Origin of the sequence: Sphingomonas alba, from assembly GCF_023516555.1 — a bacterium.
In the GTDB taxonomy this organism is placed as follows: domain Bacteria; phylum Pseudomonadota; class Alphaproteobacteria; order Sphingomonadales; family Sphingomonadaceae; genus Sphingomicrobium; species Sphingomicrobium album.
Map to the genome: position 1 here is coordinate 1 of NZ_JAMGBD010000001.1, position 12,640 is coordinate 12,640.

General features: G+C 62.1%; 15 protein-coding genes and 1 tRNA gene. 7 read left to right on the forward strand and 9 right to left on the reverse strand.

The features are described from left to right. Positions 1 to 97 precede the first annotated feature (97 nt). The 4 genes from LZ536_RS00005 to LZ536_RS00020 form a co-directional block, all read right to left on the reverse strand. A complete protein-coding gene (locus tag LZ536_RS00005; protein WP_249846270.1) occupies positions 98 to 364 on the reverse strand; it encodes a hypothetical protein in 267 nt (88 codons plus the stop codon). A gap of 46 nt (positions 365 to 410) precedes the next feature. Next, positions 411 to 566 carry a DUF3309 family protein gene (locus tag LZ536_RS00010; protein WP_249846271.1) on the reverse strand — a complete coding sequence of 52 codons (156 nt, stop codon included), beginning with the start codon at positions 564 to 566 and terminating at the stop codon, positions 411 to 413. Positions 567 to 631: 65 nt separating this feature from the next. After that, entirely contained in the window at positions 632 to 850 is a 219-nt protein-coding gene (locus LZ536_RS00015; protein ID WP_249846272.1) for a helix-turn-helix domain-containing protein, read from the reverse strand. 3 nt (positions 851 to 853) lie between these two features. Further along, positions 854 to 1,192 (reverse strand): P-II family nitrogen regulator, encoded by a 339-nt coding sequence (locus LZ536_RS00020; RefSeq protein WP_249846273.1) that lies wholly within the window; start codon positions 1,190 to 1,192, stop codon positions 854 to 856. 24 nt (positions 1,193 to 1,216) lie between these two features. Here LZ536_RS00020 and LZ536_RS00025 point away from each other — a divergent pair, with 24 nt between their 5' ends. Next, positions 1,217 to 2,014, forward strand: a complete 798-nt coding sequence (locus tag LZ536_RS00025) for a phosphocholine cytidylyltransferase family protein (protein ID WP_249846274.1) — start codon at positions 1,217 to 1,219, stop codon at positions 2,012 to 2,014. Here LZ536_RS00025 and map read toward each other — a convergent pair. Next, a complete protein-coding gene (map, locus tag LZ536_RS00030) occupies positions 2,011 to 2,838 on the reverse strand; it encodes a type I methionyl aminopeptidase (protein WP_249846275.1) in 828 nt (275 codons plus the stop codon). The genes LZ536_RS00025 and map overlap by 4 nt on opposite strands. A 35-nt stretch (positions 2,839 to 2,873) precedes the next feature. Here map and LZ536_RS00035 point away from each other — a divergent pair, with 35 nt between their 5' ends. Further along, entirely contained in the window at positions 2,874 to 3,647 is a 774-nt protein-coding gene (locus tag LZ536_RS00035; RefSeq protein WP_249846276.1) for a competence/damage-inducible protein A, read from the forward strand. A 114-nt stretch (positions 3,648 to 3,761) separates the two neighbouring features. On the opposite strand, the gene LZ536_RS00040 is transcribed toward LZ536_RS00035, so the two are convergent. The 3 genes from LZ536_RS00040 to LZ536_RS00050 form a co-directional block, all read right to left on the reverse strand. Continuing rightward, positions 3,762 to 3,835 (reverse strand) — tRNA-Gly (locus tag LZ536_RS00040). A 105-nt stretch (positions 3,836 to 3,940) separates the two neighbouring features. Next, positions 3,941 to 6,823 (reverse strand): TonB-dependent receptor, encoded by a 2,883-nt coding sequence (locus tag LZ536_RS00045; RefSeq protein WP_249846277.1) that lies wholly within the window; start codon positions 6,821 to 6,823, stop codon positions 3,941 to 3,943. 200 nt (positions 6,824 to 7,023) lie between these two features. Next, on the reverse strand, positions 7,024 to 7,716 hold the full coding sequence (locus LZ536_RS00050; RefSeq protein WP_249846278.1) for a queuosine precursor transporter: 693 nt from the start codon (positions 7,714 to 7,716) through the stop codon (positions 7,024 to 7,026). Between the two features lie 78 nt (positions 7,717 to 7,794). Between LZ536_RS00050 and LZ536_RS00055 the strand changes: the two genes are divergently transcribed. The 5 genes from LZ536_RS00055 (at position 7,795) to LZ536_RS00075 (ending at position 12,193) form a co-directional block, all read left to right on the forward strand. Further along, positions 7,795 to 8,793, forward strand: a complete 999-nt coding sequence (locus LZ536_RS00055; RefSeq protein ID WP_249848504.1) for an adenosine kinase — start codon at positions 7,795 to 7,797, stop codon at positions 8,791 to 8,793. Then, a complete protein-coding gene (locus LZ536_RS00060) occupies positions 8,790 to 9,365 on the forward strand; it encodes an LOG family protein (protein ID WP_249846279.1) in 576 nt (191 codons plus the stop codon). Before LZ536_RS00055 ends, LZ536_RS00060 begins: the two co-directional genes overlap by 4 nt. Positions 9,366 to 9,387: 22 nt before the next feature. After that, entirely contained in the window at positions 9,388 to 10,668 is a 1,281-nt protein-coding gene (locus tag LZ536_RS00065) for a NupC/NupG family nucleoside CNT transporter (RefSeq protein ID WP_249846280.1), read from the forward strand. Between the two features lie 18 nt (positions 10,669 to 10,686). Further along, entirely contained in the window at positions 10,687 to 11,625 is a 939-nt protein-coding gene (locus LZ536_RS00070) for an isopenicillin N synthase family dioxygenase (RefSeq protein WP_249848505.1), read from the forward strand. A gap of 82 nt (positions 11,626 to 11,707) precedes the next feature. Next, complete coding sequence (locus tag LZ536_RS00075; RefSeq protein ID WP_249846281.1) at positions 11,708 to 12,193, forward strand: DUF2141 domain-containing protein; 486 nt, start codon at positions 11,708 to 11,710, stop codon at positions 12,191 to 12,193. On the opposite strand, the gene LZ536_RS00080 is transcribed toward LZ536_RS00075, so the two are convergent. Next, complete coding sequence (locus LZ536_RS00080; RefSeq protein ID WP_249846282.1) at positions 12,190 to 12,633, reverse strand: cytidine deaminase; 444 nt, start codon at positions 12,631 to 12,633, stop codon at positions 12,190 to 12,192. The genes LZ536_RS00075 and LZ536_RS00080 overlap by 4 nt on opposite strands. Between the last annotated feature and the right edge of the window lie 7 nt (positions 12,634 to 12,640).

A 12,640-nucleotide genomic window follows, 5' to 3' on the forward strand; every position in this document is an offset into this window, starting at 1 on the left:
ACCGCCGCCGCCGCCGCCGGAGCCGGAACGCGGGTAAGGCGACAGGGAGCCTAAAAGGACCGGCCCGGGCGCAATCCCGGGCCGTTTCTTTTTGCGCTTAGGGTTTGCGGTCTTGCCTGGTGGCGTCGGCGACATCGCGGTCGATGCCGCTCTTGTCGCTGAAGAATGCCGCGGCGAAGAGGCCACAGCCAAGCAGAACAGAGAAAAAGACGCCGAGCACGGTCGCAACAACCGTGTGCACAGAAAGGGCGCCGGTCCAGTGAAGGTAGAAGAGGGCGCCGGCGACCATCAAGACGGCAGCCAGCACAATCCACTTCAGGATGCTGATAAACTCCGCTTTGGCCTGGTCGCGATCCGTCGTCATGGCGACGATATAGGAATCGCTACAGGCGATTAAAGCGGTCCCGGCACTACAGCCGGCCCATCAGCAGCAATATGACGATGACGATGAGCACCAGGCCGAGGATGCCCGACGGGCCGTAGCCCCAGTTGGCGCTATGGCCCCAACGCGGCAGCGCGCCGACCAGCATCAGGATGAGCAGGATGACAAGGATGGTCCAAAGCACAGGAATCCTCCCTTTTGTTGTTGTCGGGAGGAGTAACGAGCCGTTGGCCGGAGGGTTGCGCCCGATCAGTACTGCCGGCGCTGCGCTGCGATCAGCATTCTGAGCAGCATCGCCACTGGACGCGGCACGCCAACCTTGCCTTCGAGCCACAGGCTGACCGTGGAACGACTAACGCCGATCGCGCCCGCCAAATCGCCCTGAGTCCGATAACCGAGCGTCCGCATCGCTGTCTTCAACTCGTCCGGTGACATGGAGGCGAGGCGGGGGTCGGTCGCGGTCGCCATGGCCTATATGGCGTCCGCCCCACGGTCGCCCGTGCGGATTCTTACGGCTTGTTCGACCGGCATGACGAAAATCTTGCCATCGCCGATGCGACCGGTGCGCGCCGCGATCTCGATCGCCTCAACCACGCGGTCAACCTGGTCGTCTTCGACCACTGCCTCGACCTTCACCTTGGGAAGGAAGTCGACGACATATTCGGCACCGCGATACAGTTCGGTATGGCCCTTCTGCCGACCGAAGCCCTTGACCTCGGTAACAGTTATTCCGCTGACGCCGGCATCGTGAAGGGCGTCCTTCACATCATCCAGCTTGAAGGGTTTGATGACCGCCTCGACCTTTTTCATGTCCACTGCCTTAGCCGTTGACACATGCCTGCCGCAATTGGTGGGCAGTGGCCCATCGCAATGAAAGCCATCATCCTATCCGCAGGGCAGGGCTCGAGGCTCGGTCACCTGACCGATGATCGCCCCAAGTGCCTGATCGAATTCAACGGGCGCTCCTTGCTCGATCGCCAGCTGGACGCGCTGGAAGCGAACGGCGTTCCGGAAGCAATCGTCGTCACCGGCTTCCATGACGAGCTGGTCAACGCCGCCATCGAGCAGCGCCGGCAGGAGGGCCGCGGCCCCTCTGTTCGTACCGTCTTCAATCCGTTCTTCAAGGTGGCCGACAACCTAGGGTCGCTGTTCATGGTCCGCGAGGAACTGAAGGGCGACTGCCTGGTGTGGAACGGAGATACTTTGGTATCGGATGCACTCATGGCCCATGTGGTCGGCAACGACCGGCCGGGGATCTGCGTCACCATCGACCGCAAGGACGGCTATGACGAAGATGACATGAAGGTGATCCGCGACGATGCCGATGGCCGCCTGCGTGCAATCGGCAAGCGGATCAGCGAGGGCGTCAACGCCGAATCCATTGGCCTACTTGCGTTCCGCGCCGGCGGCGCCGAGCAGTTTCGCGAGGCCATCGACAAGGCCATGCGCACCAGCGAAGGTACGACCATCTGGTACCTCAGAGTGATCCATCACATCGCGCAGAACGGCGAGGTCTGGACCCTCGATATCAAGGGCGAGGAATGGGGCGAGGTCGACTTCCCCGAGGACGTCGAAAACGCCGAAGCCCTGGTGAAGCGTTGGGACGAGAGCCGGAAGGCTCAAGCCGCCTAATAGGGCGGGTGATCCAGCCCGGCGGGGCTCTTCGTAAAGATCTCGCAGCCGTCATCGGTAATGCCGATCGAATGCTCGAACTGCGCTGAGAGGGATCGGTCGCGGGTGACCGCGGTCCAGCCATCGTCAAGCAATTTGCAGTCCGGTCGGCCGATATTGATCATCGGTTCGATGGTGAAGATCATGCCCGGCCGAAGCTCTGGCCCGCTGTCGGGGCGGCCGGCGTGGACGACTTCCGGCGAATCATGGAACGTGCGGCCGACGCCGTGGCCGCAGAAATCGCGGACGACGCCGTAACGCTGCGCCTCGGCATGGCGCTGGATGGCATAGCCGATGTCGCCAATGGTGTTGCCGGGCTTTGCCTGCTCGATGCCGAGCATGAGGCATTCATAAGTCACGTCGACCAGTTTGCGTGCCTTCAGCGGCACATCGCCGACCAGGTACATGCGGCTTGTGTCGCCATGCCATCCGTCGACGATCGGCGTCACGTCGATGTTGATGATGTCGCCGTCCTTGAGGACCCGGTCCGACGGAATGCCGTGGCAGACCACATGGTTGATCGAGGTGCAGCAGCTCTTGGTGTAGCCGCGATAGCCGAGCGTCGCCGGAAGCGCGCCCGCCTCCAGCGTCAGCCGATGGACGATGTCGTCGATTTCCTCGGTCGTCACGCCGGGGACCACATGCGGCACCAGCGCATCGAGGATGGACGCCGCGAGGCGACCGGCGGCGCGCATGCCCGCGAAGCCTTCCGGCCCATGCAGCTTGATGACGCCGTTGCGGGCTTCGGTTCGATCCTCTGCCGAGACGGTAATATATTCGGTCATTGCGACTAAATAGGATTAGATGGCCGCAAAGTCGAATGGAGGTCGGCGAGTTGGGTGAGTCTCGGGTCTGGACGGCGGCGCTTGTAGTCATCGGGGACGAGATCCTCTCAGGCCGCACCCAGGACAGGAATATCGCGCAGGTCGCGACCTGGCTGAACGTGCAGGGAATCAGGCTTGCCGAGGTGCGGGTGGTGCCGGATGTCGAAGACCGCATCGCCGAAGCCATCGCTGCATTGCGAAGCGCACACGACTATCTGTTCACGACCGGCGGCATCGGCCCGACGCACGACGACATTACGGTGGACTCGATCGCCAAGGCGCTTGGAGTAGGCGTCGTCGTCCACCCCGAGGCGTGGGCGATCCTTGAGAAATATTATGCGGACAAGGGCGGCGTCACCGATGCTCGGCTGCGAATGGCGCGCGTCCCCGAGGGCGCCGAGCTTATTCGCAATTACTTGTCAGGCGCCCCGGGCATCCGGCTGGGCAACATCTTCATCCTCGCCGGTGTGCCTCACATCTGTGCGGGCATGCTCGATGCACTGACCGGAACGCTCGAAGGTGGCAGGCCGTTGGTGTCAGTTACCGTCGGTGCATGGGCTCCCGAAAGCGAGGTCGCGGACCTGCTGCGTCAGGCTGAGCGGGCCAATGAAGGCGTGGCGATCGGCAGCTACCCCTTTTTCAAGCAGGGAAAGGTCGGCGCCAATTTCGTCGTTCGCTCGGAAGAAGAGCAATTGGCTCGCAAGGTCGCCGGCGATCTTGAAAATGCATTGGCGTCGGCGGGTTACGACCCGGTCGAAGGCGGGATCTAGCAACTTTTGGCAAGGGTCGCTTTCGCCCCTCGGGTTCGCCTTGGGCGATCCAGGTCGCCCCAGCCAAAAGCCCGGGCGCTCCAAAATTCAATCGCGCCCCGCGCGATCGAGTTTTGGAGCGGGTAGCGGGAATCGAACCCGCGCGTTCAGCTTGGGAAGCTGACAGGCTACCATTACATCATACCCGCCTGCGTGAGCGCTGAGTTAGGTCGCGTCCGTCTCACCGTCAACAAAAGGGAACGGCGCCGCCCCCGAGGGGACGACGCCGCATCCGACCGGCGTTGGGCCGGATCTTAGAACGAAATGCTCAGCGAGCCGGAAACAGTACGCGGAGCGCCGATCTGGACGAACGGCGGGTTGCCCCACGTCTGTACAGTTGTCGACGTGCCGCACGCCGGGAACGACGTCGCGTTGCAGGTCCGGCTGGACAGGGCCTGCGACAGGCCACCGCCAAACCCGCCGACATAGAACTTGTCGAACAGGTTGTAGACGTTGAGCTGGAAGTAGGTCTCCTTGAGGCCAGTGAACTTCAAGTTCAGGCGAGCATCGAGGTTGAACAGCCAGTAGGCCGGCGCCGTCGCGTCATAGACCTGGAACTGTTCAAGGCGGCCAGCCGTCGGCGTGGTTACGGCGAGGTCGCCCGCAAAGACTGCGCGGTTGTCGTCGAAAATATACCGCGGACCAGTGCGCTTGGCGGTGATGCCAAGGTCGAGGATTCCGATCGAGCCACTGGCCGAGAAGCCATAGCTGTACTTCGGCGCTCCCGACTCGCGATTGCCGGCCGTGAAGGCGCAACTCCTGATCGCCTGCAGGGCATTGCCGGGTGCAGACAGGTCAATGTTATCGCAGGTCGTGCCCGCCGGGTTGGTTGCGGAAATCGGAATCGTGCCGATCTGGATGTTGTCCTTGATCTTGGAGTCCATCCATGAGCCGAAGGCGTAGAGAGTCAGCTGCTTGAGTGGCGACCACGCAACCGAGGCATCAACGCCCCACTTGTCGACGGTTCCGAGGTTACGGAAGACGGTCTGGTTGAGTTCCGGATCGAAAGCCGATGCCGAACGGTCGTGGAAAATGGTTTTCCACAGACCGAGCTGCGCCTGGATAGTCGTCGTACGGTACCGAACGCCGCCGTCGAAGCTGTCGGTAGTCTCCGGATCCGGCTTCGCCTGTTCCGTGCCTTCAGGGAAGAAGAAGGCGTTGTAAAGGTTGTCCGTGCTCGGGACCGACAAGCCCTTGCCGTAGTTGGCGAAGACGCTGACCTGTGGCGTCACATCGAAGATGAAACCGAGGTTCGGCAGGATGTCATGGTACTTCAGGACGCGGTGCCCCGGAGGCGCCCAGCCAGTCACCGCACCGGTCGTTTCATTGAACGTGTACGGGTTGTTGGCCGCCGCGATCGCGTTGAGATCGGCATTCTGGCCGGTGCACTCGACGAAGCCCGACGCGGAGCTTGTGAAGCAGTAGTTGGTCAGGTCGCGCTTGAAGAAAGGCGCGCGAAGGCCAAGGTTCACCGTCAGTCGATCGTCGAAGAACTCGCCGCGATATTCGGCCGAGACCTGGTTGAGGATCGCCTTCGAGCGGCGGTCGCGCTTCTGCAACGTCTCATTGGCGCCGTTGAACTGGATCGTCAGCGGGTCATTGACCGGGAAGACGTCGAAGGGTTCGCCATTGTTCTTGAGCAGGCCGACTTCGCCGGACTGGCGATGGTGCGCGTCGTCGAACGTATAGGTCAGGCGGACCTGATGGTTGTCGTTGATTACGTAACGAAGGCCGGAGATGACACCGAAACGGTCGGTCTGGGTCTGGCTGGGAGCCAGGAGGAGGACCTGGTCCTTGATGTCGCCGTCGCCGTTGAGGTCGACACCGCCAAAATAGGGGTTGCCGCCGAAATAGCCCGGAACGCAGACGACGTTCGGACCCGGCGCCGCCGTGCGGCAGTCGGCACGGTTGCCGGCGGGATTTGGGTTGATGTCGAAGCCGTATTCACGGGCGATCACTGTACCGCCACCATTCGCTTTCACGTACTGGTAGCTGGGATCAACCGTCAGCGTCAGATCGTCGGTAAGCGTCCAGCGGGACTGAATACGGATGTTGCCGGTGTTCGACGGATTGTAGCGGCGATCGAACTCAGTACCGCAGGCCGCGTAATCGTCATTGGGGTCGGCACCCGGGGCGTCCGGGCCCGTCGAGCTGCTCGGGGAATCTTGGCCGGCGGTGCCTGCGGCATTGCTCGGGGTATCGACCGTGCAAGGATAGTTGATGTTGTAGAAGCGGTCATCGCGGCTGTCGGGATAACGATTGCCGGCATTCGGGCCGACGATGCGCGGAACCGTCGTCCAGATCGGCACCGCAGAAGTGCCCAGGTTCACAACCTTTGTCTTGTCCGTGCGCAGTGGCAGCGATCCAAAGAAGTTGTTGCGGTTCTGGTTGTAGTGGCCGGCGACCGAGATGTAGTCACCATTGCTGCCGATCGGCTGGTAGATCTTGGCGTTGTACTGCTGCTTGTCGACGACGCCATAGTTGTTGAACGGGTTGTCGTTCTTGGCGGTTGAGGCCGAGAAATAGGCGCGTGTGCCCCAGGGGCCGACTTCGCCAGTGTCAATTACCGCGAAAATGCGCCGGAAGTCGTCTTCACCGAGCGAGCCGACGACGCGGCCGCCGAACGTCTTGTACGGGTTGCGGGTACGCAGGTTGACGGTGCCGCCGACGGCCGAGGCGGTGGGGCTGTCGACGTCGGTCGTGCCGAGGTTGACGTTGACCTGCTCGATCAGTTCGGGGTCGATCTGCTGGTTCGAGAAAATGGCGTAGTTGCCCGAATCGTTCAGCTGGATGCCGTCGAAGGTCAGGCTGATGCGCGAGCTGTCGAAGCCGCGGATGGTCAGCGTGCCGCCCGACGAGCCGTAGGCGTCGTTGTTCTGGAAGCTGACGCCCGGCACGGCGTTGATCGTGTCGAGGATCGTCTGGCCCGGGTTCTGGCGGGCGATATATTCCTGCGTCAGGACGGCCTTCGCCTTGGTCGAGTCAGGCGTGACGACGCCGCCGACCTGCTGCTGGCGGGTTGCGGTGACGACGATGGCTTCGCTCTTCTTGTCGAAGTCTTGCGAGCTGGAAGATTGGGCGAAAGCGGCGGTCGGCAGGACAGCAGCCGTCGTGCAGAGAAGGATAAGCTTTTTCACTAAGGGACCCCCCACGGGCATGGACACAAATTGCGCGGAAAAATCTCGAATCGCAGGTTCCGGCTATAGTCCGATTGCGACAGTAGAATGACGATTCGTTCAGCTTCGCCTATGATATTTTTGATAGCGTTGCAGCGAAGACACGCATTTGCGGCGAGCCGTTGCAAGCGGCCGTGCTAAATCATTCAAAGCATTGAAATTCAAGCGTTCGCGGGAGTGTCCAGTCGCTTACCAACTGCGACAAAAACATAGATTAAGGGTGGAACCAGGATCACCGACAGGACGACCTTGGCAATCATTTGCCCAAGGAGAAGTTCACCGATGGGGAATACGCCGTAGAAGGCGACCGAAATGAAGATCAGTGTGTCAACGATCTGGCTGAGCGCGCTCGCGACCGCCGACCTCAGCCACAACAATCTGGCGCCTTCGCTGGCCTTCAGCTTGCTGAAAATCGTTACGTTGAGGAACGTCGAAATCCCGTAGGCCAGGATGCCTCCGAGCCAGATGCGCGGAGTCCCGCCCATGATCGTCTCGAACGCTGACAAGCGCTGCGGGTCCATATCCTGGGCCGCCGGAACCGCCAGGACGGCGATGCTGAGAAGCAGCGAGAAGATCAGCGGCACGAAGCCGATCAGCACAAGCTTGTTGGCGGTTTCCCGACCGTGCAACTCGGCGACCGAACTTGAGGTCACGACCAGCATCAAAAATGCGAAGATGCCTGCCTCGACAGCGAGCGGGCCAAGTCCGAACGCCGGGCCAATCGCCGACAAGGGCCCAAGCGCCACCTGCTTGTTGCCAAGAACGCCGGCAATACAGACCATGCCACCGTAAAAGATGGCGAAGGCAAAGAGCGAGGGAGAGATAGCGCGGCGCGCAGCTGAATCGTTCGTCATCGGCGGCAAGGGGTAGCGGCTTCCTTTTGACGGGCAAGGGTTTTGTTGACCGCTCCGGCCAGACGCGGCTAGGCGCGCATTCCCGTGAGCCAGCCTTCCCTAGACATTGTTGCGATCGGCGACGCCATCGTCGACGTTATCGCCACTTGCGATGATGCGTTCCTGGTCGAGCATGCGCTGCCCAAGGGCCAGATGCAGCTGCTCGATACGGATCATGCCAACCGCCTCTACGCGGCGATGGGCAATGCGCGGGAGACCAGCGGTGGGTCGGCGGCCAACAGCATGGCGGGCATTGCGGCCATGGGCGGCAAAGCGGCCTTCATTGGCCAGATCGCCAAGGACCAACTGGGCGAAATCTTCCGTCACGACATGCGCGCGCTCGGCGTGCAGTTCGATACGCCCGCGCTGAACAGCGGCAGCGAACATCCGACCGGGCGCTGCCTGATCCTGGTGACGCCGGACGCGCAGCGGACGATGAACACATGTCCCGGCGCTTCGCACCAGTTGAAGGCGGAAGCACTCGATGAGGCGCTCATCGCATCGGCCTCGATCCTGATGCTCGAAGGCTATCTCTGGGGCCCGGAATTGCCGCGCAAAGCTATGTATCGTGCGATCGAAATCGCGCGCGCGGCGGGCCGGAAAGTCGCCTTCACCTTGTCGGAGAGCGTCTGCCTTGAAGGCCGCAGCGAGGTCTTCGCCAAGATGATTGAGGACGGCGGTATCGACCTCCTTTTCGCCAACGACCATGAGGCCATGCAACTCGCTGCCGCGCCGAGCCTGGGGGAAGCCCTGGCAGTCCTGGCCGAGAAAGTGCCGACCCTTGTGATCACGCGCGGGGCTGAAGGTGCGCTCGGCCTGCAAGACGGCGTCGGTGTCGAAATCCCCGCCATCCCGGTCGCGGAAATCGTCGATACCACGGGCGCGGGGGACCTGTTCGCCGCAGGTTTCCTGACGGCGCATTGCCGTGGCCACGACTTACGCAAATGCCTTGAAACGGGCGCCATCGCCGCCGCGGAAATCATCTCGCATTTTGGCGCCCGGCCGGAAGCCGACCTCAAGGCGCTCGTCCAGCTATGAACATCAAGCGTCTCGCGGTTTATTGCGGCTCGGCAGCCGGTTCCGATCCGCGCTTTGCGGATGCAGCGCGCGAGATGGGCGAGGCCATCGTCGAACGCGGGCTGGAGCTCGTGTACGGCGGCGGTCGACTGGGGCTGATGGGGATTGTCGCCGACACGGTGATCAATGCCGGGGGCGTCGCCTATGGCGTGATCCCGCGAGCGCTGGTCGATAAGGAGGTCGCCCATACCGGCCTCACCGACCTCTACACCGTCACGACGATGCACGAGCGCAAGGCCATGATGACGGAGCTCTGCGACGCCTTCGTCTGCCTACCCGGCGGCATTGGCACACTCGATGAGCTGTATGAAGCCTGGACCTGGAACGCGCTTGGGTATCACGCTCAGCCGTTCGCGCTTCTCAACACCGCCGGTTTCTGGACGCCATTCGTGAAGATGATGGAGCATATTTCCGAATCCGGCTTCCTGTCGAAATCGCGGCTCGACCAGATGATCGTCGCCGACACGCCGAACGAAGCCATTAATTTGCTGGACGAAGCCGCGGCGGGCGCTACCCAAGGCATGGTCTGGTGAGGCCGGGGAGGGCCTCGCGTACATGAACCAGTTTTCCGGTGTCCTCGGCATCGTCGCCATCCTGGCGATCGCCTGGCTATTTTCCGCCAACCGCAAATCCATCCGGCTGCGCATTGTAGCTGCCGCTTTCGCACTGCAGGCGGTCATCGCGTTTTTGGTCCTAAAGACCACAGGAGGACGTGCCGTCATTCAGGGCATGTCGGAGGGCGTCGCGGCGTTGCTGGGTTACGCCGGCGAGGGAACGAAGTTTCTGTTCGGCGCGCTGGCGGGCGACAAGCTTGGCCAGAATTTCGCATTGCTGGCGCTGCCGGTGATCGTGTTCTTCGCGTCGCTGGTGTCGATCCTTTACTACCTCGGCGTCATGCAGCGGATCGTCCGTTGGGTAGGCGGCGCAATCGGCTGGGTAACGGGCATCAGCCGGGTCGAAAGCCTGGGTGCCGCAGCTAATATATTCGTTGGTCAATCCGAGAGCCCACTGGTCGTCCGGCCTTACTTGCCGGCGCTTCCTCCGAGCCACCTGTTCACGCTGATGACAGTCGGAATGGCGGGCGTCGCTGGGACAATCCTTGCCGCCTACGCTGGTCTGCTTGGGGAGCGGTACCTGCCGTTCCTGCTGGCAGCCGCCTTCATGTCAGCGCCTGGCGGCATCCTCATGGCCAAGATGATCATGCCGGACGAGATCGCGCCGAAGGGTGAATTGCCGCTCGAAGGCGGGGCAGTCGATACCGCGCCGGAGGACCATATCGAAGTTCATGGCTTCGAAGAAGGCGAACAGCCGGTGAACATCATCCAGGCGGCCGGGCAAGGCGCCCAAACGGGCGTCAAGCTCGCCGTCGCCGTCGGCGCCATGGTCCTGGCCTTCGTGGCGTTGGTGGCGCTCCTCAATGGCATCATCGGCGGGATCGGCCACTTGTTCCACCAGGATGGCTGGAGCTTGCAGGCAGGCCTTGGCGCGATCTTCGCCCCTGTCATGTACCTTATGGGCATCCCGTGGCAGGAAGCGGGGACTGCCGGCGGCCTCTTCGGCACCAAGATCGTTCTCAACGAATTCGTGGCCTTCATTAATTTGGGCGACCCTGCCAATATTGCCGCCACGCTGAGCGACCGCAGCCGCGCAATTGTGATCTTCGCGCTCTGCGGATTTGCAAACTTCAGCTCGATCGCGATCCAGTTGGCCGTTGTCGGCAACCTTGCACCCAACCAGCGTCCAGTCATCGCGCGCCTCGGACTAAGGGCCCTTCTTGCCGGCTCGCTCGCCAATTTGATGAGCGCAGCGCTGGCAGGATTGATGATTCCAGCTTAAATCAACGCCATGACCACGATGACCGCCGATCATATCGCATCGGTCAGCCTCAAAGAGGCCGACCGCGACCCAGACGCCTTTGCCCAGAAGCTTGGCCGCAGCTTCGAGGAATATGGCTTTGCCATTATTGCCGACCACGGCATTCCTGACGAGCTGATCCACAGGGCCGAGGAGAAGTCGAAGCAGTTCTTCGCTCTCCCGGAAGAGGCCAAGCGCAAATATCTCATCGAGGGGAAGGGCGGCGCCCGCGGCTACACGCCATTCGGGATCGAGACCGCCAAGGGCCACAAGGCGCATGACCTGAAGGAATTCTGGCACGTCGGCCGCGACCTGCCGGAAGGCCACAAGTTCAGTGCGCACATGCCGAACAACCTCTGGCCGTCCGAGGTGCCGAGTTTCCGGGACACGTTCGAGGAGCTGTTCACCACCTTCGACCGCACGGGCCTCAAGGTGTTGAGCGCGATCGCCCGTTACCTCGGCCTTGGCGAAGATTACTTCGTCGACACGGTGCACGAGGGCAATTCGGTCCTGCGCCTTTTGCATTATCCGCCACAGAGCGAGCCGACTGGCGAACACATCCGGGCCGGCGCCCATGAGGACATCAACACGATCACTCTGCTGCTCGGCGCTGAAGAAGCGGGACTTGAGCTCCTGACAAAGGACGGCCGCTGGATTCCGGTATCGCCCAAGCCCGGTGAACTGGTGATCAACATCGGTGACATGCTGCAGCGATTGACCAACGGACGCCTGCGGTCGACCTCACACCGTGTGGTCAATCCCACGCCGGATCGGGCATCGAACGCGCGTTATTCCATGCCTTTCTTCCTGCACTTCCGCTCCGATTTCCTGATCGAAGCGCTGCCGGGCACGGTGCCCGCGGGCGAGAAGCCGAAATGGGCGCCGATTACGGCGGACGGCTATCTCCAGGAGCGGCTCCGCGAGATCAAGCTGAAGTAGGGCGTCCGGGGGACGTCCGTGCTGAAGCTTGCTGAAGTAGGTTTCATCCTGAGTTCATGACCGCATGTCTAGGCGCAACCCTATGACAAAGCTGCCTTTCCTGGGGCTGGCCGTGCTTGCACTTGCTTCGTCTGCGAGCGCCGATCCGCGCGAGACCAGTCCCAACGACAAATCGTGCGACAGTCCGTCGCTGCCGACGATGACCGTGCATGTGACCGGCCTCAAGAGCGGGGCCGGCTCGGTGCGTGTGCAGGCCTATGGCGCGTCGGGTTTCCTTTCCAAGGGCAAATGGATCCGGCGGGTCGACATGCCGCTGAACGGACGCCGTTCCGTTGACGTCTGCGTGCCTTTGCCCAAAGCCGGCCAATATGCCTTCGTGGTCCGTCACGATGCCAATGTGAACCGCAAGTCGGACTGGAACGACGGCGGCGGTTTCTCCCGCAACCCGAAGTTGTCGCTAATGGGCAAGCCGAGTTTCGGCCAAACCGCAATTTCGGTCAGCGGGCGCGAGCGGACCAGCGTCGTGATGAACTATCGCAGCGGCCTGTCGGTCAGGCCGATCGGCTAAGCCGCGTCGCCGAGGTTGGCCGGCCCGAAGCCATGCGGAATGAGTTCCGAGATTCGGTGGTTTTCCACCTGGTCGCCGTTGCCGTTGGCGCAAATGATCTCGACATCGTTACCCGACAATTGCGCCGCTTCCAGAATCGCCTGTCGGCAACCGCCACAGGGCGTGCAGACTATGTTGCCTGAGAGGCTGGCGCCCGACCCGTCGCCGCCGGCGACGGCAATGCGCGCGACCTTGTCGAGCCCGAATGCGTGCTGGGCTGCGGTGAGCGTGCTCTGCTCGGCGCAAAGGCCAAGACGGTAGCAGGCGTTCTCCATATTGGCGCCTGTCACGACCTCGCCATCGACCGATTCTATCGCGCAGCCGACCGAAAAGCCGGAATAGGGAGCGTAAGCGCGTAGTGCGGCCTCTCGGGCCTTTTCGATCAGTTGCCGGTCGTACATGAGGTGC

Excerpts from the sequence above, each read along its gene's own strand:
- LZ536_RS00065 (WP_249846280.1), top strand. The coding sequence starts at position 9,388 with ATGAACCAGTTTTCCGGTGTCCTCGGCATCGTCGCCATCCTGGCGATC.
- LZ536_RS00005 (WP_249846270.1), bottom strand. The coding sequence starts at position 364 with ATGACGACGGATCGCGACCAGGCCAAAGCGGAGTTTATCAGCATCCTG.
- LZ536_RS00015 (WP_249846272.1), bottom strand. The coding sequence starts at position 850 with ATGGCGACCGCGACCGACCCCCGCCTCGCCTCCATGTCACCGGACGAG.
- LZ536_RS00080 (WP_249846282.1), bottom strand. The coding sequence starts at position 12,633 with ATGTACGACCGGCAACTGATCGAAAAGGCCCGAGAGGCCGCACTACGC.
- LZ536_RS00020 (WP_249846273.1), bottom strand. The coding sequence starts at position 1,192 with ATGAAAAAGGTCGAGGCGGTCATCAAACCCTTCAAGCTGGATGATGTG.
- LZ536_RS00060 (WP_249846279.1), top strand. The coding sequence starts at position 8,790 with ATGAACATCAAGCGTCTCGCGGTTTATTGCGGCTCGGCAGCCGGTTCC.
- LZ536_RS00075 (WP_249846281.1), top strand. The coding sequence starts at position 11,708 with ATGACAAAGCTGCCTTTCCTGGGGCTGGCCGTGCTTGCACTTGCTTCG.
- LZ536_RS00035 (WP_249846276.1), top strand. The coding sequence starts at position 2,874 with ATGGAGGTCGGCGAGTTGGGTGAGTCTCGGGTCTGGACGGCGGCGCTT.
- LZ536_RS00070 (WP_249848505.1), top strand. The coding sequence starts at position 10,687 with ATGACCGCCGATCATATCGCATCGGTCAGCCTCAAAGAGGCCGACCGC.
- LZ536_RS00025 (WP_249846274.1), top strand. The coding sequence starts at position 1,217 with ATGCCTGCCGCAATTGGTGGGCAGTGGCCCATCGCAATGAAAGCCATC.
- LZ536_RS00050 (WP_249846278.1), bottom strand. The coding sequence starts at position 7,716 with ATGACGAACGATTCAGCTGCGCGCCGCGCTATCTCTCCCTCGCTCTTT.
- map (WP_249846275.1), bottom strand. The coding sequence starts at position 2,838 with ATGACCGAATATATTACCGTCTCGGCAGAGGATCGAACCGAAGCCCGC.